Here is a 20,025-nt window from a genome sequence, read left to right as displayed (position 1 = left end):
CAAACCCAGTGCTAGACTGGATAAGATCCAGTCTAGCCTGTATGACAAATAATAATGGCGTAAAAAGGGCCGTACCATCACTCAGTAATTACTGAATGATGGTATGGCTCCTCCTCTATGTCTCTGCTTATGGATTGATTAGTCCCGCTGCAACCAGCATACGCTTCATCATTACTGCCGATTCCGCGCGTGTAATCGGCTGCTGCGGCAGCAGCTTGCCTTTTGTTCCCTTCACAATCCCTTGCTTCGCTCCAGACGCGACAGCGGCATGAGCCCAGCTGTCGATGCTTGTGTTATCGCTGAACTGGCTAATCAAGCCCGCTGTTTCACTTGCCGAAGCCTGCACCAGACTGGTCATCGCAGATGCACGGTTAATCATCACAATCGCTTCCTCACGGGAGATCGAAGCATTCGGATGGAAGCTTCCATCCGCGTAGCCTGTAATCAGGCCGTAAGATACCGCTTGGATAACGGCGTCATGATACCAGGCAGTCGCTCGAACATCTTTGAAGGATACTTTGGCATCATCCTTCACGGCATGTATGCCGAGTGCGCGGAGCAGGATCGCCGTAAACTCTGCCCTAGTCACGGAGCGGTCCGGTGCAAATTGGTCTGCAGACACGCCTTGGATCACCATACGGGACGCCAAATCATTAATGTCGGCTTTTGCCCAGTGGTTCGTCACATCGGCAAAGGTTTTGGAATGCCATACGACCGCATACGTGCTATTCGTCAGGCTGTTGATTTGAGCGTAATAGTGGCCGTTAACCTGTGTAATCTGGGTTGGCACATGGTGAACCGTACCATCACTGTTCAATACAATACCTGTCGTAATGCGGGATGGATCAACCCCATCTGGAATGGCGATCGTACGGTTCACATAATTCGAGAACCGATCTATCGTTATGGACTTGCCTCTGTAGCTCGCCGTCACCTCGAAGTTGACCGGCGCAGCCACAAGGCTCGCCCCGCTTGCTTCTGCCGCCTGTTCTACCTGCTCAGGAGACTCCGCTGCTGCAATCGTGACATGGATCTTAATATCCTGCAGCGCTGCTCCCGTGCCTAATTGACCGGCAACTTGATCAATATTCATTTGCGAAGCAGACAAGGTATAACTCGCCTGATTGGTCTGAATGACGAGGGCAGCATCTGCATTTTCCATAAGCTTCACGAGCTGCCCGTTCAGTTCCCCGACGACAATATCACGATTGCCGTCTACAGGCAGCGTCAGCCTTTTGATCTGATTCTTGTTCAGCTGCTCCGCCACTTTATCGTTATCTACGCTGATGGTCGTCACGTTGCGGCCGTTAACGATTACGCTCGACAGAGTAGCCGATTCGCCTTGGTCCTTTCCATCTACAATGACTTTTACTTTACCGGTATCAGCCGGCGGGTTCGGGTACACCGTAATCTTGCCTTCTGTCACCGATACAGGCAGGGAATGCATATCACCGTCTGTAAAAGTTAGATTGGCCGGGTCTTCCGCATCAATCGTCAATGCTTGTTTCGTCAACTCTGATCCGGATTTGGCTTTAATCTGTATAACAAACAACTGCTTTGCTTCGCTAATTAAACGGTCACCACCTGTCGTATCCACCCAGATCACGCGAATCCATCCGTTATCCGCGTCGATGTTGGACAAGAAGCAGCCTTCCTCCGATTCGCTGCATGTATCTGTATCAGCATTACCGTATTTTGGCGTTACGCTAATAATTTCTAGGGCCTTGGGGTCGTAATTCAGCTGGACATTATAGGAGCCAATCCCTCTCTCCAGCTGCTTGATCGATACCGGAACATCAACCGTCCGGCCAGTATTCACGCTCACATCACCAATCGTCAGTTGAACAGGCGTGCCTGCCGTAGCATGTACACTGGTGCTGCCAAAAGACAATCCGCTCAGGAGCAGGGCAAAAGCCAGCATAGCCGCCATTAATGGTTTATAAAACGTCTGCTGTAAGGTCATGTTGAGCCTCCAATTATTATGTAATCAGCTATTGCAACTTAAGGGGTATGCTGGCCTAAGAATTGATCAGTATTTGTCGGGTAAACTGTCCATTGCGAGCTGTCATAATCCAATACTCCGCCAATAACACCTGATTTACGGACAAGTGTGCCCCCTGATGCCAACAGGCCACCTACTCCTTGAGCATTTGGATCACCAAGAACATCGATAGCCTGACCGTTCTTTTTAAGAACAATTCCTTTCAAGACCATGCCTGGTCCATTGTTAAAGTTTCCTTGTTCGTTAAAGTACCAAGCATTAGGCAGATCAAAATCTCCATACCAATTATCAAGAATAAGATAAAGATTTAAACGGTTTGTATCAATATGAAGTGGAACCTCGGATGCAACTGTCCTCTGGTTTACTGTGTCATAATGGTAGATCCACAACGAATAGCTGGTCGACGGCATTGGGCCTGCTAGAGCCTGTGACGGAAAATATAGCTCAACTGCGTATTGATTATCGCCTGATCCATGCATGAATTCCGAGATAAACAAATCCGGTATGACTTCCACTGCCACCGTTCTAAATGCGGACGTCTGAAGCGCTTTGTTACCAATTTGACTGGTATCAACAAAAGCTCCTGCTTCAACGACCACATAATATTCCGTGTTATTCACGAAGGCATTATGCTGGATTGTCACTAACGAGCCGCTCACCGTTACTTTCGCTATATTACCCGCATCAATCGTCTCAACTACACTGTTATCGGATTTTTTGTAGATTGTAATCTTTTTCCCCGCTACAGCAGTAATGTTCTTATCAAAGGTCATCGTTAGCGGATCAGCCTTCTTCACCTTGTCTGCCCCCGCTGCAGGAACCGTGCTGATCACGTTTGGTTCGATTTCAGATGTAATAGTCAAGTCCTGCGAGGTAATGGAATAACCTTTCCCGACAGCAGAAGACAATGCCGTAATGGAGAAGTTCGTAATATCCGTATCGAAATCCGTTCCGTCATAGTCGAACATGACATACGCCGTGTGCGCATCAAACACACCAGCCCCAATAATCGTTAGTCCGACTGGAGCATGGTTCAGCGCGAAATCATCTACATCCACATCGCTTAGGTAATTGTCGCCATCTGCCTCGCCTACAAACGTATCCCCATCAAGCGTCAGTGTCACAAAGGCCCCGTTATTCAAGGTCCCTTCGGCCAGCGGTATATTTTCGCCTTCAGCAGCCAGCATCTCGCGAGAATCCTTAGTTGTAAACGACCAGTCCGTGATCCCCGCAAAGCCATTGCCCGCCGCATCCTTGACTGCACCCGCTTCAATCTGGATGACATAACTTTTCAACGTGTCAAACGGTGCATGCTGTATGGTCAAGGTGTCATCGGAAACCAATACTTCCGCATCCGCACCTAAGGTATAGACAGCAAATTCCGACTGGTCCCCGTTCATGATCTTTACCTTCTTGCCTTCAACCGGTACAACCGGTTCGTTGAACATCACGGTAAGCGCATCGGACTGGCTTACTTTTGTTGCGTTCTGCGAAGGGTTGAAACTGCTAATAACAGGCGCAATCGTATCCGGTGTTGTGAAGTTCCATGCCGATATTCCTTGCAGACCCGTATAGCTGTTGCCCGCCGCGTCCTGGAATGCCCCGGCGTCCACTTCTATATAAAAGTCTGCGCCGTCCGCCAGGTTCGGAGCCAGCAATGTCACGGTATCCCCATTCACCTTAACACTATTCGTATTCGTTACGTTGTAGGTTTTGAACAGGCTGTTGTCGGAAGCACGATAAATCCGAACCGTTTTGCCGCTAACCGCCTGGACAGGTTCCGAGAAGGTCATCGAGATCGCTGCTGTCCGGTCCACTCCCGAAGCATTGTCTGCTGGAGTCGTTGCTTGAACAATTGGAGCAATTGTATCCGGTGTTGTGAAGTTCCATGCCGATGCTCCTTGCAGACCCGCATAGTTGTTGTCAGCAGCGTCTTGGAAAGCCCCGGTATCGACTTCTATATAAAAGTCTGCGCCGTCCGCCAAGTTCGGAGCAAGCAGCGTCACGGTATCGCCATTTACCTCAACACTATTCGCGTCCGTTACGTTGTAGGTTTTGAACAGGCTGTTGTTAGAAGCACTGTAAATCCGAACCGTTTTGCCGCTAACCGCCTGGACAGGTTCCGAGAAGGTCATCGAGATCGCTGCTGTCCGGTCTACTCCCGAAGCATTGTCTGCCGGAGTCGTTGCTTGAAGAGTTGGTGCAATTGTATCCGGTGTTGTGAAGTTCCATGCCGATGCTCCTTGCAGACCCGTATAGCTGTTGCCAGCCGCGTCCTGGAAAGCCCCTGCGTCGACTTCTATATAAAAGTCTGCGCCGTCCGCCAGGTTCGGAGCTAGCAATGTCACGGCATCCCCATTCACCTCAACACTATTCGTGTCCGTTACGTTGTAGGTTTTGAACAGGCTGTTGTCGGAAGCACGGTAAATCCGAACCGTTTTGCCGCCAGCCGCTTGAACCGGTTCCGAGAATGTCATCGAGATCGCTGCTGTCCGGTCTACTCCAGAGGCATCGTCTCCCGGAGTTGTTGCTTGAAGAATTGGCGCAATCGTGTCCGGTGTTGTAAACGACCAGTTGGCGCCGCTGATTCCTTCGAAGGCGTTACCGCTCAGATCCGTAAATGCTCCCTCTTCCACTTCAATAGAGTAGGAAGTCGTCTCGGCCAAGCCCGGATTATGGATCGTCACTGTCTTGCCGCTGATCGTCACTTTGGACGCGTCGGCCGCATCATAGGAAACTAGCTCGCTTTGATCTGCGTTAAGAATCGTCACCTTTTTTCCAGCAACAGCTTGTACATTCTCATCCATCGTCAGGGTGAAAGCTGCAGCTTTATTGGCATCCGCCGCCCCGTTGACCGGAGACACGGAAGCTGCGACAGGAGCAACCGAATCTTCCGTTACAAAGCTCCACGCTGCATTTCCGGAAATACCTTCATACGGATTGCCAACAAGATCTGTGAAGGCTCCTGCATCGATGTTTACATAGTAGGCTGTTACGTTACCTAGACCAGGATTTACAATAGCAGCCGTACTGCCTGTAATTGTTACCTTCGAGGTATCTGCTGCATCGTAGGATGTAATCAGCTGATTATCCGAGGTACGATAAATATAAATGCTTTTGCCTGCAGCTGCCTTAATCGGCTCACTAAAGACGGTCTGCAGCTGATCCGTCCGACTTGCAGAATTCGCCTGTACAACCGGGGTTGTTCCCGTTAATACAGGTGGTGTTGTATCCGGAACGGTGCCGGTTGTGCTTGCCATTACAGCAGTACCGTTAGCTCCTAGCGCATCCACCGGGGTCACCTCGAAGAAGAGGTAATGATCCACATCGGCTTCTTGTACGGTATATGTTGTGCTGGTTTCAGCTGCAATCGGCGCTTTGTCCGACCCGTCTGCCTCCGCACCCCGGTACCATTGATAGAGCGAGGTCACTTCTGCATCATTTTCCGGATCGGCATAGCGGTAGCTGCCTGTCAGCGTGCTTCCTGTATGTACGGTTCCTGTAACGGTAATCTGATCAGCGGTTGGCGCATCATTGCTTTCCTTAAGCTCCGCAATAAACTTTACTCCGCCTGTTGCAGGCGTTTTGCCAACATAGTTATTCATCAGGACTGTCGCATCTGCCGTCGTAATGACGCCATCGCGGTTAATGTCCAATCTATTTTTCTCCTGATCCGTTACCGGAAGCTTAGAGTTTATAACTTTATAGATATACAGCACGTCGGCTGAGGTAATGAGGCCGTCACCTGTTGTATCTCCCAGCAGGGTCACGTTCAAATCGACATAATCGGTTAAAGAGAGAGCTGTAGAATCGCTTCCCGTAATCGCCAGACGGGTTGTCCCCTGCCCTTTGACTTTCACTTCGATCCGGCCATTAGCTTCCGATACAGCTGCGATATTCGGCTTGCTAGAAAAGGCCGACATCGTAATAGGACCTGTCAGCTGCGGAAATACCGTACGAATATCAAAACTGAAGGAATCTGCATTTACGTTCATTCCAGCATCAATCCAACCGCTATCCCCGGTGACTGGCGTCAGGATCGTATTCGCTGGTGCATCTGCATATGCAGTTTGTCCACTCACAACCGGTACAGCAAGCAGTAAAGCCAAGAGTGCGCAAGCAGCTCTCTTGGGATAACGAGAGCTGTTCAATCGTTCTTTCATGTAATCGTTCCCCTCTGTTGGTTTAAACTCTGTGTTGCTTACAGCGACTACAGACCTATACACAAGCGTTATCGAATGAGTCTTGGAACCTATATTTCGACATTGTTTGCTAAATTCCTTTCGAGCGAGGAATGATTTCCCACATTTAATTGTCGAATTTATCCTTTACCGGGCTCTCTCCTGTCCACCATCAACCTTTCCTCCGCGATCTCATCAAAATACTTTATTACTAAAATTTACTGCAACACTCTCTCCACATGGTTCGTCTAAGGGGAGGAAGGTTAAGCTATATCTATAAACCATTTAGGCGGTGAACATCATGATTAAGAAAATTAGCACCCTTATTCTCCTCGTGACGCTCAGTTTGTCCCTGCTCTTGGCAGGCTGCTCGAAAGCTAACAATACTTCGAATAATACGCCAGCATCAGAAGAAGCCGGGAATAATTCCTCTGCTCCTTCATCGAACCCTAGCAATACAAATACGGGCACGGATACGGGTACACCTAGTACCAGCCCTGACGAGGGTACTTCTTCACAGCAGCCTGGCAATACTGGCGGCGGTACTTCTGGGAATCCAACTCCAGTTAGTACTGGTGAAAAAACCGTTCAAATCAGCACCGTTACAGCCTTGCGCCTCGCTGACTCCAAGACCGGCTGGGTTGCCGGCAATGGTCAAATTGCAAGAACAGAAGACGGCGGCGCTCACTGGAAGCTTCAATACGCAGGCAGCAAACCGGTTAACCAAATTTTTGCTCTGAGCAGCAGCAAAGTTTGGGCAACCATTGGCGACGAGAGCGCAAGCACCCTGACACTGATTCAATCTACTAACGGCGGAAAAACATGGGCGAAAGCCGGTACTGTACCTAACCGCGGCTATCTCCATTTCACCAGTGACAAAACAGCCTTTAGCGGCGACGCTATGACCAAAGACGGCGGCAAGACGTGGACAACATTGCAGACACCAGGCAAAGAAATCGGCGAAGTGTACTTCCATGACATCAACAATGGCTGGGCTGTACAAATGGTGAATGGCAAAATGCTCTTCATGCATACAGCAAGTGGCGGGAAAACCTGGGATACTGTTATGACACGTTCAACAGAAGAAGCCCCTAATAACGTCATCATCCGCTCTACAGCAGCAAACGATGCTTGGATTGAGCTCATTGGAGGCTCAGGTATGTCGCAAACCTCCTACTCGCTCTTCCACACAACCGACGGAGGCAAGACTTGGCTCCCAGCAATTGTGAAGAACGGTGCAGGATCCGGTCCCGCGCCAGGGTTTACAATGAACGATCCAAAGGTTCCAAGCGGCATGACCAGCTCAAGCCCAGGCACCTTGTATGTTGTCAATTCACAAACAGCGATTATGGGCGGCCAATGCCAAGCTTGCGATAAGCCCAACACTTTAATGGAAACCAAAGACGGCGGTAAGCATTGGATGATCAGCAAGGCGGAATTGACCGGTTACGGCACCCAAGTTATTGGCGCTTCTGACGCTAGTCATATCTGGTTCATCACAACAGATCATACCGATCCATCTGTCTTGTACACGTCTACGGATGGCGGCAAGACCTTGCATAAGGTGTATACCTTTAAGAAGCCATAAGCAGAATAGTCAGAAACGCCCTCCTCATACCCGATAATCAATCGGCGTATGATGGAGGGCTTTTTTTATATAAAGCTATATGACTTTAATGATTCACATCCTTAACGCCAATTAGCTCCTTCCGATGCGAATAAGAAAGCAGAATAAAATTGATAACGCCAAGCAGCACAATGGGCCATGAGTAATTATCCAGAACCAAATAGATCGACAGCAGGAGCATACCAAGCACAACATGAAAGGCATCCGTTTCTGAGGAGGTTGACCTGCCTTTGTTGATTAGTCTCGTTACCGAGAGCAGCACAGCAAGTATAATCGCATACGCCAGCGAAACTGCGAATCCCGTCAGCCCGCTCCATACGCCAAACGTCACCGCAATCGCTTTGCCGCCCTTCCAACCCGTAAACGGAGAAAAGATATGTCCAAGAATAGCCGCTGCTGCAGGAAAAACAAGAGCAAATCCCGTAACGTCGCCGCTATGGTGAAGCCAAAGCATCGGTAAATACCCTTTCAAGAAATCCAGCACAATACCGGCCATGCCATAGGTAAAACCCGTTGCTTTCCATAAGTTAATTGCACCGGGATTGCCATCACCGTATTCTTGGAGATTGTGATTTTTCGCTAATCCAATCCAATACGAGAACATCAAGGAACCCGCCAGAAAAGCTGCCGCTGTCCATAAAATAATCATGGATTGCCACGCCCCCCAACCTTAATGCTTCTGCCTTTCCAGGCAACCTGCCGTAGAAACACCACCTGATAAAGCGAATACAGCATGATATAGAGGAAAAAGACCGTGCTAAGTATATGGACGATCGGCAGCCATATCCCGAACCTTCCGGTATAACGGACAAAATAATAAATCTGCAGCGTGTACAGCACATATCCAATAGCAAACGGAAGCAGATAAGAGGTACCTATGACAAAAGGTGCTGCTTCCGCGGCAATTAAGCCGATCAGCCATACGGCAACAAGCAGCGATGTCCCGATATTCAGCTTGCTTGTACTTAGCACCGCTCCTTTACTGAAGCCTTGGATCTCACTCTTGATACCACCTGGATACATCCGGAAGGAGACCATGCCGCGTCCGATGTAATTGGTCACTTTCACACCGGCTTCCACAAACCTTGCTCCTAAGTTCAGATCATCCAGCACTTCGGCCTTTACACCTTCATGACCTTTTGCCTGTTCATAATCCGCTCTTGTGGCGAGGATGCAGGAGCCATATAAGCCTTTGCTCGGGTTTGTCCGCTCCATAGGGGAAGTGAAGGCAAATAAGCCTAATACGTTCACGATCAATGCTAACCGCTCATAAAACCTCTCCGCAATATGGAACGGCACGACAGAAATAACCCCGCCCTCTTGTTCTCTTGCAGTAAGAAGTGAGCGAAGTGCATGTGGTGCAAGACGGACATCCGCATCCAGAAAAGCAATTAGATCACCGGTAGCCTGAAGGTAACCGTTCCATACCGCCCAATTCTTGCCTGTCCATCCCAAAGGGAGCTCGGGATTCGTAATCACCTTAATTCCGTAACTTTCCGCAATTTCTCTGGTCCGATCCTCCGAATGGTCATCTACGACGATAATTTCCAAGTCCGTGTAGGTTTGAGCTTGCAGTGAGCTCAGCAAGTGAGGCAGGTTGCCTTCTTCATTCCTTGCCGGAATAACGACGGACAGCTTCCCCTGCTGAATGGGACCCTCACGATAGACGGGGATCGTATTTTTACGGAATAACACCAGCCCCATGGCACAAGCGCATACGAGCAATGCTGTGATCAACATCCCCATATCCACACCCCCATTTTGCATATATATCAAATATATGGCTCCCGCTGTTGTTCTAGGACGCTTATCTGTTCGCGAAGCAGGCTTGGACCGTTAATTTTTTATGAAATGTCACCCCTCCGCTGACCGATAAGACCCTCGCAGGGTCTTATCCAGCCAATTCTAACTATTCTAACAAGCGATAAGACCCTGACAAGGCTTTATCGCTTCAAATAATGACCATTTCGGCTTATTCTACAGCCATTCAATGAATGATAAGACCCCCACAGGGCCTTATCCCACCCAAGATTAACCACTCAAACAACAATAAGACCCTGACAGGATCTTATTGTTGTTTGAGCAGCTAGAACAGCTGCACCTCTATGCAAGTTTAATACTCCTTAGTTCATCCTTGAGGGCTGTACGATACGGATAAGCAAGTATGAGCTGTTCAATTATTTCCTTCGCTTTTAAAGTTCCGCCTGCCTTAATAAGATGTCTAATTGTACCGCAGACCTTTTTATATTGATTCCTATTCGAGGCCTCTGCAGCTGATTCTGTAATCCATTCCTGGAATAGTTGATATACTTCATCGGCATATTGGCCAACAAGATGAGGATAGTATTCGACGATTTCCCTTTTTCTGCTCTGGACATACTCGAGAAGCCTTGTTACTTCCTTCTCCTCAATGAGAATTCGAGTGTACAATCTCTCCGTGGACCAGTAACCCTTGCCTCCACTAGCCAGACTATTCAATACCCGATGATAGACAGACTCCCATTCATCAGTACTGCACATTTCCTTCAACTCGAGGTAATAGGCATACTTCCCTGACAGAACGAACTCTTCCGCGAGTGCCAGCTGCTGCTCCCGTTGATTGGTGGCTTTGTAAACCTCATAGCGATACTCTTTCCATTTTGCAACAAGACCTGGAAGGCTATTCTTGCCATCTTGCTCTTCACCGTCCTGAGCCAGTTGCAGCGCCCGTTCAAAGTTTGCATTCTTTATAGCATGCTTGATAGCCATCTCTCGGAAAACAGTTAAGCTGAGATGCTCTTCTAAATAACGTTCCGCCTCCTGTTCGCCGTCATATGTCTGTATCACCAGATACTGAAGTTTAGCAGCATGCTCCTCAAAATAGGAAGAATCGCCATTCTTCTCTTTTAGCGCCATCAACTGCTTCTCCCATAGCACCCTCTCTGCCTGAGTCCTAAGGAATAACATGGCACTCTCCATAAGCGATAATTGCCATTCACTCCAACCATCCAAAAGAGGATGAAGAGCCTCCCTAAGAATCAATTGAAATAGAGCTTCCTTGTCCTTCGTCACTTCCTGCTCAATATCGAGATTAACAGCAATATGATGAATGACATCCAAGCACTCGCTAATCATTCCACCAACAATACCGTCGGAATCATCTGAGCACTGAAGCAAATCTCCCATTTCATGCAATATACAAAAGACGATATCAGCAGCATGAAGATACTGTCCTTGATCTAAGGCTTCCTCTGCTTTCCGCATCACTTTCTCAGCACCGTCGACAGCACCAGATACTTGCCGATAAGCTACAAAGCCATAACGATCCGCATTGTCCTTAATAGAGGAACGTATAATTTTCTTGTATGAAGCCATGCTTGCTTTCGCGTCCGTACTCATGAACCGCAACACGAGATCCTGCTCCACTTCCTTTATTTCTTTCGAAAAATGAATCAACAGCGCTACCAGCTCATCTTTCGTCAACTTGGACAGTTTATCCGATAAACCTGCTTTACCCATTGTAGACTTTGTTTTTTACTCTCACTTTGCTTCATTGGCTTTCCTGCTTTCCTCTCGTTGATTATCTATCTCTCATACTAGCAGGAAATCAGGTTTTACTCAGCTATTAACTTGTACCAACGTTCACTCTACTTCTTCCTCCTCCGCCTGCAATTCAGGAGGCCCCATCGAGACCCGCGTTTAGAATCGCATCACCTAATCCATCATTCGCAGGAATAACACAGCCAGACGTAACTAGCTGCTCTTTTCTCAAACTTAAGGTCCCTTAGGGACCTTATCCCACACGTCTATGCTCATATCATCGCCCAAATCTGACACTCTGCCCGTTTAAGGTCCCTAAGGGACCTTAAATATCTGACTAGCTGCTACTTTCTCGAACTTAAGGTCCCTTGGGGACCTTATCTCACACGTCTATGCCCATTTCATCGCCCAAATCTGACACTCCGCCTGCCTTAAGGTCCCTAAAGGACCTTAATCACCTAACCAGATGCTCTTTTTTCGAACTTAAGGTCCCTTGGGGACCTTATCTCACACGTCTATGCCCATTTCATCGACCAAATCTGCCACTCCGCCTACTTTAAGGTCCCTTAGGGACCTTAATTGCCTAACTAGCTACTCTTTTCTCAAACTTAAGGTCCCTTGGGGACCTTAAGACGCCATAATGTTCGTAACACACCACCAGTTTCACCATTCCCCTAAGCAAATAAGACCCTGCCAGGGTCTTATCACTCCACAAGTTACTCTATTAACATCATTTAAGACCCTGCGAGGGTCTTATTGATTGTGCGTACACCCAGTAACACCCCTTTTCGCCGTTCCCCTAAGCAAATAAGACCCTGCCAGGGTCTTATCACTCCACAAGTTACTCTATTAACATCATTTAAGACCCTGCGAGGGTCTTATTGATTGCCCGTGCGCCCGCGCCATGCCAACAAAAAAAGCCCCTAAGACTCAATGGCCTTAAGGGTTTGTTAGTATCAGATTCGTCTGTTATTTCGCGTAGTTAAACATCGACTGAACGGTTATCCGTTCCGGTACAGCAGGAACAAATTGAACGCCATCCGCTGTTCTCTGCTTGAACTGGACAGTGACTGGAATGCCTGGAATCAGATCGAAGAAGTTATCCGTGAAGATGCCTTCCTCCTCCGCCTGAACCCATACATGCTTAGCCAGACGCTTTGCCGTCAATACAAATGCCAATCCCCTACTTCCTTCTACGGCCTCAACCGCAATCTCAGGATCAATAAGCTCAAGCTGTCTTGTATAGACAAAATAATGCTCCGAACGCGCCAGCTCCTGACCTGCCCTCACAATACGTCCAACCAGCACAGACCGGCTCGCATCGTAAAAGCCCAGCTCATCAGTCGTTAACGATAGCGCAACTACAGCCGTACGCGGCGCCACCGCAACAGAAACGGAATCCTGCTTCAGCAGTTCCCCGTCAAAGGCATATAAGCTCCACTCCAGCGTACCCTCCATGGACTCCCCAAGATCCGATACAACGTGGAAGTTAACCGTATTATCCACTTGGTCGATCGACAGCAATAGATCCTCAAAGCTATTCTTGATCAAGTACTGTGCTGCCTTCCACCGACCGTAGTAATCCATGCTTGACCAGGAAGCAACCGGCCAGCAGTCATTAAGCTGCCAATATAACGATCCCATACAATAGTCCATGCTCCGGCGGTGAGCTTCGATAGCCTGCTTCATCGCTTCGGCCTGCAGCACCTGGCTGATATAAAGGAAAGAAGGGAAATCCTTCGGATCCTTCATATAACGGTCCGCATAGTCCTTGATCAGGAAGTTACCTCTGCCGTTCTTCTGATGATGCAGCATCACCTCAGAATCCAGCGCCATGTCCTTTTCTTCCGCATATGCACGAACGGTCTTATATTCCGGGAACGACTGGAAGCCGTATTCGCTCATAAAGCGTCCGATATTGTGGTTGTACTGCTCGAACGGCTCCTGCGCATGCCACACAGCCCAGTAATGGATATCACCGTGTGAAGAGTTGTTCGTCGCATGCTGATCGGCATTGCCTGTTACACTCTGCATGGGGGACGATGGCCAATAAGCGATGTCCGGCGCCATTGCCTCTACAACCTCCGGCAGAAGCTGATGGAATACTGCCTCATAATCAGCCCAGATCCGCTCCCGCTGCTCGCTCGTATATAGCTTTTTCCAGCCCCAGCCGCCATCTTCCACAAATTGTGACCAAGCCGTATCGATCTCATTATTCCCGCACCACAGCGCAATACTTGGATGATTGCGCAGACGCCGTACGTTGTCCTCAGCTTCCGCCCGCACGCTGCTTAAGAAAGCTTCGTCCCCGGGATACATACTGCAGGCAAACATAAAGTCCTGCCAGACAAGAATACCGTTCTCGTTACACAGCTCGTAGAAAATATCCTGCTCGTAGATTCCCCCGCCCCATATACGGAGCATATTAAAGTTGGATTCGATTGCGCTGGCAATCTCATGGCGGTAACGCTCCGGCGTTACTTCGGTGAAGAAGCTGTCGTTCGGAATATGGTTAGCGCCCTTCGCAAATACAGGGATACCGTTTACTTCAAAATAAAAAGTCGACCCCTTCTCATCCGGCTTGCGAATGAGCTTAATAGAACGAAGGCCGGTCATAACCGAGGCGGCCGCCACTGCCGACTCTCCTTGCGAGAGATCTGAAGTAAACGTATACAAATTAGGATCACCAAGACCACGTGACCACCACAGCTTAGGCTGCTCAATCGTAATCGGCACGGAAATGACTTGCGCGCCTTGCTCTAACACAACTTGGCTTGCCCACTCATGGCCGTCATTCGTTCGCAGCTTAAGCACAAATTCTCCGCTATTCTCCGACTCAATGTCGAGCAGCGCTGTGATTTTTGCCTCTGCCGCTGTCACATCATCTTGCTGAATATACAAGTCAGAGATTTTTGCACCACTCCAGCCCCTCAAATATACCGGTTTGCTGATGCCACTCGTTACAAACCGTGGACCCCAGTCCCAGCCATAATGATAAGGTGCTTTGCGCGAGAATACGCTTACTTTTTTGTCTTCTAATCCGCCAGTTACAGAGTCATCATTAGATGCTGGAAGAATCGGGCCATAAGCATCCAGCTTAGCTAATCCCTCTTCGATCGGGGAACGGAAGCGAATATACAGACGATTGCCTTCTTCTTGGACATAAGGCTTAACATCCACAGTCCAAGTCCGGAACATATTATTAGCTGACAGGATCGATACATCATTCAAATAAACGTCGGCATACGTGTCGAGGCCTTCAAATACCAGCTCCAGCTTGGAATGACCAAGCAGCTCAGCCGATACATCAAATACGGACTCATATTCCCATACTTTCTTATCAATCCATTGCAGCTCTTTCTCGTTCGTCCCGACAAACGGATCGGGAATGAGCTCATTCTTAAGCAGGTCCGTATGCACGCAGCCAGGCACAAATGCCGGTCTCCACTCTTGCTCCTCCCTATTTTTAAAAGCCCAGTTCGAAATTTGACACTTCAACTCACTCATTAGAATCCTCCTAAATATAAGGCCATTAACTAGTTCCCTAATATGATTCTTGCTGTTCGTGAAAATGGTGTATTTCAATGTAGTATAACGGAGTATATAAACGAATGATACCTCACTAATTTATGCTTTTTTCAGACTTATTTTATAGAAATTCAGGCTTATCCTATAGAGTGCTTTTCATGCTTTATACTTTTTTTAGATTTGGTTTACGGAATATTTGAATGCACACGCTACAATGGAAGAGAAATGAGGTGCTTTACGAACATGTCGATTCGAAAAAAACTGATTCTGTCCTATGCCGCGATGGTCGCTGTTCCGGTTCTATTGTTTGGCCTAACGTTCGCGCTGCTAGGAAATCTGATTATAAAAGACGTCATGCCGGGAGCCAGCGGCGGTAATAAGTCCGAGCATGCTTTTCCATTCTCGTCGATTCGTGATCTGTTCATGGGTCGCACCGAGCTGTCATCCGGACTAAAATTCGTGGCGCAGTATGATCCAAAGCTGCTCACCGATCCTACTTTTCTTAAAGACACCGAAGCCAAGCTTGAACAGTTAGAGTCAGGTATCATCGTTGTTCATAACGAGGAGGCCACCTACGCCTCGCCCGGATTATCCGCAGCTGCTATTCTTAGCCAAGTCCGCAAAGGGACAACCCGCCAGGAGACTAAACATCCCGGCCCGCCGAGCGGTAATCAATGGGAAGCGATTCCCTATACAACCCCTGACGGAACGACCGGTATGCTCATTATCGTGACCGATATGGATCCAGTTGCTAATTTCTTCAAACAGTTGTTTCCACTTGTATTGCTTACTGTTCTGGCGGCGCTTGTTGTCACCAATGGCTTGCTGACTTATCTCGTTTCCCGCAGCATCATTAAACCACTGTACGCCTTGCAAGAGGCGGCCGGCCGGATTCGCGAAGGTGATCTGGATCATGCTGTAAAGCTGCGAAGACAGGATGAGATTGGACAGCTTGGATCTGCTTTCGAGGAGATGCGCGTACGATTACGGTCATCGATTGGCGCCCAGCTTCAGCTCGAGCAGAATCGCAAAGAGCTGCTGGCAAATATCTCTCATGATCTAAAGACACCCATAACGGCCATCCAAGGCTGCACGGAATGTCTTCGCGACGGCATTGCGGATACAGAAGAGAAGCGGCAGAAGTATGTGCAGATGATTGCTGGCAAAACAACCGAGATGAACCGAATGATTGAGGAGCTTCAGCTCTATTCAACCCTCGATACCGGCAAGCTGCCCTTCCACTGGGAAACGGTTGATTTAGCCGAATACCTCGACCAGATGGTAAAGGAGTTAAGGCATGATCCTCGTTTAAGCGGAGTTCAGGTGTCACTTTCACTTGGCAGCCGTGTATCCGAGTTTACGATGATCCAAGCTGACCGCCAGAAGCTGCACCGGGTCTTGATGAATCTGGTAGATAACAGCCTCCAGCATATGAAGACTGACCCTAAGTGCATTCAATTCCTGCTCGGCCAACAAACTGATGGCAAGATTGTTCTTGAGCTCCAAGATAATGGAGAAGGCATTCCCGAGGAGGCTTTGCCCCGCGTGTTCGACCGGTTCTTCCGGGCAGAATCCTCACGCAGCCCAGGCAAAGGCAACAGCGGACTTGGCTTAGCTATTGTGAAGCAAATTATAGAAGCACATGGCGGGACGGTGGAAGCAGCAAGTCGTAATGGCGAAGGAACGACCATTCTGCTCCGATTCCCCCTGCTAGAGAAGGAGGCTTATGATGAAACGAATCTTAATCATTGAAGATGATCCGGTAATTGCCGAGGTGCAGAAGGATTATCTGCATGCTCATGGTTTTGATATTGGTATGGCCGAACGTGGTGATCTGGGACTCGAGATGGCCTTGCAGGGCGGGTATGATCTTATCCTTCTAGATTTGATGCTCCCATCGATGGATGGCTTTGAGGTATGCCGGCGGATCCGAGAGGCGAGTAATGTTCCCATTCTGATCGTATCGGCCAGGAAAGAGGAGATTGATAAAATTCGAGGCTTCGGTCTTGGAGCCGATGATTATATTTTGAAACCGTTTGGACTTGGTGAGCTGGTAGCCCGCGTGAAAGCCCATTTATCGAGATATGATCGATTAGTCGGACAAGGAGAATGGCGTAAGGACGAGCTGCAGCTAAACGGCATCCGCATCGACAAACAGGCCCGACGGGTATTTGTGAATGAGCAGGAGGTGTCTTTTACCGCAAAAGAATTCGACCTACTTCTCTTTCTCGTAACCAATCCGAACCGGGTATTCCGCAAGGAAGATCTGTTCGAGCGGATTTGGGGCATGGACGCCATTGGCAGCGACCACGCGACGGTGACCGTCCATATCAGCAAGCTGCGGGAGAAAATCGAACGCGATCCGTCCAAGCCTCAATACGTCGAGACGATTTGGGGCGTTGGATACCGCTTTAATATTTAAGTCATGCTTACAAAGTAAGGAGGCTCCTGTTTTGAAAAAAATCACTTTGCAGCAGCGTCGGATTTTATTGCTCCTTCATATTATTTTTGCGGCGATTATGCTTGGTGTGCAAGCTGTGTTTATTATTCTCGCTCTGACTGCAACCGTGACAGATGACGCTGACGTACTGCAGGCCTGTTACACGATTATGCATCTGCTGGCGGATACAAGTGTACGAGCCTCGACGATCGGAACGACCATAACCGGTATTATGCTGTCGGTGATGACCTCGTGGGGATTGTTCCGCTATTACTGGATTATCGCCAAAGAGGTGCTTACCCTGCTCGCCATCGGCATCGGTCTCATCGGGATGTACGAATGGACTCTCCGCGGATTGGATCATGGCACCTTAACGGTGCATCATACCTGGCTTTTGATCGGCATTGCTTTGCAGACCATCTCGCTTGTTGTCATGTATATCCTGTCTGTCTGGAAGCCTGGCGGCAAACGCAAAAACCCGATCTCTTTATAAAGAGGCCGGGTTTTTGGCGACTATTCAGCAATATTCTTATAATAGATCATTGTCGTGTCCAAGCCGCCATCCGCCGATCTCGCGAAATTAGGGATTTTACCTGCTAAAAGGTATCCGACAGAAGTGTACAAAAGGTTCGATGGATCCCCTTCCCTTGTATCCAGCACCAGCAGTGACCGGTTCTCCTTCCGGGCAATCCCTTCTGCCTCCTCCATCAGCAATCGGCCAATTCCTCTGCGCCGATAGTTCGGATGTGTTATCAGCTTGGCGATTTCTGCCCGGTGAGAGCCGTTAGATTTGCCGCATAAATGCAGCTGAACGGTCCCCGCAATATGGCCGTCCACCTTAGCAACAAGCAGGATGACATCAGAACCCGGAACACTTTTCCAGTAATTCTCTGCCTCTTCTCTGCTTAATGGCGGTAAGAAACCGATAGAAGCTCCATCCTCTACTACCTCAATTAGCAGCTCCGAAAGCTCCTCTATATAGGTGTCAATCGATGATAATTGTTCGATGATAACCGGTTGCTTCATGTTGATTCCCTCCATCTTGAAGTGTGCTCCAAACTTTATAGCCCTATCATAGAAGCATATCAATCATTTGTATAACGAATAATATATGTTACTATAATTGAAATTTTCGATAATGGAAGGGCGTTAAGAAATGGACTCTTCTCAACTTGAAGCATTTATTGCCATCGCTCAAATCCTCAACTTCACCAAAGCTGCCGAGCATCTTCATATCTCTCAATCTGCCATTACCTCACGAATCAAAGCTCTGGAAGCTTCTGTCGGCAAAGAATTGTTCGAGCGGGACAACCGTAACGTCAGCTTGACGCAAGCAGGTATTGCCTTCTACCCCTATGCCGAACGGATGCTGCGGCTATCCGAGGAAAGCAAGCTGATGTTGTCCGACATTTTCGAGCAATCGCTCGTCTTAAGCGGCCCGGGGTCCGTCTGGCATTACCGCTATTTGCCTCATATTCTCACCTTTAAGCGAGAGAATCCGCAGGTAGCGGTCAAGTTTCTAAGCAACATTGATCCCAGCTATATGATTCGTGATCTGCTGCTCGACGGGATCGTCCACCTATCTATCAAGTTTGATCCGCCAGATCATCCGAAGGTGACCAAACAGATGCTATTTGAGGATGATATCCTGCTTATATCAAAGACGCAGCGCTCATCACCAGTTACAGCCTCCGATTTTCTATCACCAGATTACTGCCATCTTGCATGGGGTGCCCCTTTTCCGGAATGGTTCGCGGATATTGTAGGTGCAGGCTATGTCCCTTCGCTGGAAATTGACCATTCGACTATTATGCTGACGATGCTTCTGCAGGGAGCAGGGTTTGGTTTTCTGCCGCGTTCTATTGCACAGCCTTACCTCGATTCGCGGGCCTTATTCGAGCTGACTTGTGCGTTCGAGATCCCGTCCATCAAGGCATACGCCCTCTATTTAACGGACCAGCATGATCATAAGAGCGTCCAGCTTGGCCTCAAGCTGCTTGGTCTTTCTTGATACAAGTGTCATATCCTCGCTGCTTTCTTCATATAGTTAATTTGCTGACTCCTTACCCGAATATAAAAGGAGGATCGCGATGTGAGACACGGGGAGCCGATAACGGCTGGCTATGCCATGATTGTAAGAGAAGATATCCCGACGGGGCTTCGCTATGACGCGCTTGTTGCTGCATTCGAACGGCAGATGGGAAGATGGGAGCCTGATTTTAGCATCGGAAATCAGGTCACTTGGGAGCAGGTAGAAGCTGCTGTCAAACAGTTGGAAGGCCCTCATGGGCTGATGATTATGTCAGAGGTGAATCAGGGTGAGCTTCTATCGCTTCATGGCGGCATAAAACGCTGCCGGCTGTATCTAGTAGGCAATCCGATCATCGCAGAGTCCATCCTATCCATTGACCGGAGAGCCAGCCTGTATGTTCCGTTCCGCGTCACCCTGTACGATAACGGCAGCCCGCATGGCGCTTTTATTTCGTTCGACCGGCCTTCTTCCTTCCTCGGAGCGCTCCATCAGCCAGACCTTGTGCCATATGGACAACTGCTGGATGCCAAGATCTACAGCGTCGTACGCTCGATCCTCATGTAGCTATATGGTCATTTCATAAGAACAAGGAGGACACTGCATGATGCAGTGTCCTCCTTTTGTATCCTGCTATTATCATTCAAACGGCTGTGACAGCACCGATTGGCGTCCGCGAGCGATGAATTCTGCAGGTGT

Annotated in this window: 13 protein-coding genes; 6 read left to right on the top strand and 7 right to left on the bottom strand. The window is 48.7% G+C overall.

The features are described 5' to 3' along the window. Positions 1–127: 127 nt before the first annotated feature. Positions 128–1,963 (bottom strand): S-layer homology domain-containing protein, encoded by a 1,836-nt coding sequence (locus AB4Y93_RS13405; RefSeq protein ID WP_441892671.1) that lies wholly within the window; start codon positions 1,961–1,963, stop codon positions 128–130. A 38-nt stretch (positions 1,964–2,001) separates the two neighbouring features. After that, positions 2,002–6,165, bottom strand: coding sequence for an Ig-like domain-containing protein (locus AB4Y93_RS13400; protein ID WP_441892669.1), 4,164 nt, complete (start codon positions 6,163–6,165; stop codon positions 2,002–2,004). Between the two features lie 319 nt (positions 6,166–6,484). On the opposite strand from AB4Y93_RS13400, the gene AB4Y93_RS13395 reads away from it, so the two are divergent. After that, on the top strand, positions 6,485–7,771 hold the full coding sequence (locus AB4Y93_RS13395) for a hypothetical protein (RefSeq protein ID WP_441892667.1): 1,287 nt from the start codon (positions 6,485–6,487) through the stop codon (positions 7,769–7,771). An 85-nt stretch (positions 7,772–7,856) separates the two neighbouring features. On the opposite strand, the gene AB4Y93_RS13390 is transcribed toward AB4Y93_RS13395, so the two are convergent. The 4 genes from AB4Y93_RS13390 to AB4Y93_RS13375 form a co-directional block, all read right to left on the bottom strand. Beyond that, positions 7,857–8,459: a glycerol-3-phosphate acyltransferase gene (locus AB4Y93_RS13390; RefSeq protein WP_441892665.1), complete on the bottom strand. Its 603-nt coding sequence runs from the start codon at positions 8,457–8,459 to the stop codon at positions 7,857–7,859. After that, on the bottom strand, positions 8,456–9,556 hold the full coding sequence (locus AB4Y93_RS13385; protein WP_441892663.1) for a glycosyltransferase: 1,101 nt from the start codon (positions 9,554–9,556) through the stop codon (positions 8,456–8,458). Before AB4Y93_RS13385 ends, AB4Y93_RS13390 begins: the two co-directional genes overlap by 4 nt. A gap of 357 nt (positions 9,557–9,913) precedes the next feature. Beyond that, positions 9,914–11,308 (bottom strand): hypothetical protein, encoded by a 1,395-nt coding sequence (locus AB4Y93_RS13380; RefSeq protein ID WP_441892661.1) that lies wholly within the window; start codon positions 11,306–11,308, stop codon positions 9,914–9,916. Between the two features lie 990 nt (positions 11,309–12,298). Continuing rightward, positions 12,299–14,836, bottom strand: a complete 2,538-nt coding sequence (locus tag AB4Y93_RS13375; RefSeq protein WP_441892659.1) for a beta-mannosidase — start codon at positions 14,834–14,836, stop codon at positions 12,299–12,301. 264 nt (positions 14,837–15,100) lie between these two features. Here AB4Y93_RS13375 and AB4Y93_RS13370 point away from each other — a divergent pair, with 264 nt between their 5' ends. Genes AB4Y93_RS13370 through AB4Y93_RS13360 form a run of 3 tightly spaced genes read left to right on the top strand, consistent with a single transcriptional unit; the run spans position 15,101 to position 17,790 of the window. Further along, positions 15,101–16,609, top strand: coding sequence for a sensor histidine kinase (locus tag AB4Y93_RS13370; protein ID WP_441892657.1), 1,509 nt, complete (start codon positions 15,101–15,103; stop codon positions 16,607–16,609). Beyond that, positions 16,587–17,279: a response regulator transcription factor gene (locus tag AB4Y93_RS13365; RefSeq protein ID WP_441892655.1), complete on the top strand. Its 693-nt coding sequence runs from the start codon at positions 16,587–16,589 to the stop codon at positions 17,277–17,279. Before AB4Y93_RS13370 ends, AB4Y93_RS13365 begins: the two co-directional genes overlap by 23 nt. Positions 17,280–17,310: 31 nt before the next feature. Continuing rightward, the gene (locus AB4Y93_RS13360) at positions 17,311–17,790 is read left to right on the top strand and encodes a hypothetical protein (protein WP_441892653.1); all 480 of its coding nucleotides are present in this window, start codon (positions 17,311–17,313) and stop codon (positions 17,788–17,790) included. A 20-nt stretch (positions 17,791–17,810) separates the two neighbouring features. Here the strand turns inward: AB4Y93_RS13360 and AB4Y93_RS13355 are convergent, their stop codons facing one another. Then, positions 17,811–18,323, bottom strand: a complete 513-nt coding sequence (locus AB4Y93_RS13355; protein WP_441892651.1) for a GNAT family N-acetyltransferase — start codon at positions 18,321–18,323, stop codon at positions 17,811–17,813. A gap of 130 nt (positions 18,324–18,453) precedes the next feature. On the opposite strand from AB4Y93_RS13355, the gene AB4Y93_RS13350 reads away from it, so the two are divergent. Continuing rightward, the gene (locus AB4Y93_RS13350; protein ID WP_441892649.1) at positions 18,454–19,308 is read left to right on the top strand and encodes a LysR family transcriptional regulator; all 855 of its coding nucleotides are present in this window, start codon (positions 18,454–18,456) and stop codon (positions 19,306–19,308) included. Between the two features lie 81 nt (positions 19,309–19,389). After that, entirely contained in the window at positions 19,390–19,893 is a 504-nt protein-coding gene (locus tag AB4Y93_RS13345) for a DUF302 domain-containing protein (RefSeq protein WP_441892647.1), read from the top strand. The last annotated feature ends 132 nt before the right edge of the window (positions 19,894–20,025 follow it).

The sequence above is a fragment of the Paenibacillus sp. YAF4_2 genome, from assembly GCF_052113225.1.
In the GTDB taxonomy this organism is placed as follows: Bacteria; Bacillota; Bacilli; order Paenibacillales; family Paenibacillaceae; genus Pristimantibacillus.
Note: the sequence above shows the minus strand (reverse complement) of the source record. Positions and strands in the feature narration are given on the sequence as shown.

Excerpts from the sequence above, each read along its gene's own strand:
- AB4Y93_RS13405 (WP_441892671.1), bottom strand. The coding sequence starts at position 1,963 with ATGACCTTACAGCAGACGTTTTATAAACCATTAATGGCGGCTATGCTG.
- AB4Y93_RS13400 (WP_441892669.1), bottom strand. The coding sequence starts at position 6,165 with ATGAAAGAACGATTGAACAGCTCTCGTTATCCCAAGAGAGCTGCTTGC.
- AB4Y93_RS13395 (WP_441892667.1), top strand. The coding sequence starts at position 6,485 with ATGATTAAGAAAATTAGCACCCTTATTCTCCTCGTGACGCTCAGTTTG.
- AB4Y93_RS13390 (WP_441892665.1), bottom strand. The coding sequence starts at position 8,459 with ATGATTATTTTATGGACAGCGGCAGCTTTTCTGGCGGGTTCCTTGATG.
- AB4Y93_RS13385 (WP_441892663.1), bottom strand. The coding sequence starts at position 9,556 with ATGGGGATGTTGATCACAGCATTGCTCGTATGCGCTTGTGCCATGGGG.
- AB4Y93_RS13380 (WP_441892661.1), bottom strand. The coding sequence starts at position 11,308 with ATGGGTAAAGCAGGTTTATCGGATAAACTGTCCAAGTTGACGAAAGAT.
- AB4Y93_RS13375 (WP_441892659.1), bottom strand. The coding sequence starts at position 14,836 with ATGAGTGAGTTGAAGTGTCAAATTTCGAACTGGGCTTTTAAAAATAGG.
- AB4Y93_RS13370 (WP_441892657.1), top strand. The coding sequence starts at position 15,101 with ATGTCGATTCGAAAAAAACTGATTCTGTCCTATGCCGCGATGGTCGCT.
- AB4Y93_RS13365 (WP_441892655.1), top strand. The coding sequence starts at position 16,587 with ATGAAACGAATCTTAATCATTGAAGATGATCCGGTAATTGCCGAGGTG.
- AB4Y93_RS13355 (WP_441892651.1), bottom strand. The coding sequence starts at position 18,323 with ATGAAGCAACCGGTTATCATCGAACAATTATCATCGATTGACACCTAT.
- AB4Y93_RS13350 (WP_441892649.1), top strand. The coding sequence starts at position 18,454 with ATGGACTCTTCTCAACTTGAAGCATTTATTGCCATCGCTCAAATCCTC.